At 39.7% G+C, this 617-nt stretch carries 1 protein-coding gene; it reads left to right on the top strand.

All coding sequences use genetic code 11. The annotated features are described in order from the left end of the window. Positions 1-617 (top strand): LodA/GoxA family CTQ-dependent oxidase (locus CX675_RS19965; RefSeq protein ID WP_205728593.1); only part of this gene is annotated, 617 nt, incomplete at both ends.

A 617-nucleotide genomic window follows, 5' to 3' on the forward strand; every position in this document is an offset into this window, starting at 1 on the left:
ATGGCCAACACGGTTATGCGCCCGATCATCCGTTAAGAAACCCAGAAGTTACCCAACCCGATTTAAGAAGACAATTGATTATAGATCCCGGACCTGTAACGGTGAACTTAAAGAACAATCAAGGTGCTTTTGCCAAATTTGGTTCGGAAAGTAAAAAGAACGATACGAGTAAAAACAAAAAAGTAGCGTATCCGCAAACGTTTCCACCAGCAGATATTCAACCAAATGCTATTGAAACTTTGGGTAGTGTTTTGGTCAACGAACAAGATAAAAACATCCGCTTATTAGTCCTTGGGGGCAATGGAAATTCGGGTTCTACCAAAACTCCTGTAATAGACAATTTTGTGAATAACGACGGTTGGTTTGACGATATTTCTGACGGACCAGTTACCGCTAAAATAGAATATACGTTTATTAATGTAACCTATGATGGGGACAAAGAGATCAAAACCAAAACCAAAGCGACTATGGAAGTTCAAGTACCTGCTTGGGTAGTGGTGGGCTATCCTAGATATGCACCAGAACTAGAAGATATGATTACGATGGATGAAACCATGTTTGATATTTTTGTACGCAATATGGCTTATGAACCTAGACTTTTTGGAGTGCCACCTTTT

The organism is Flavobacterium sp. J27 (genome assembly GCF_004303025.1).
Lineage (GTDB): Bacteria > Bacteroidota > Bacteroidia > Flavobacteriales > Flavobacteriaceae > Flavobacterium.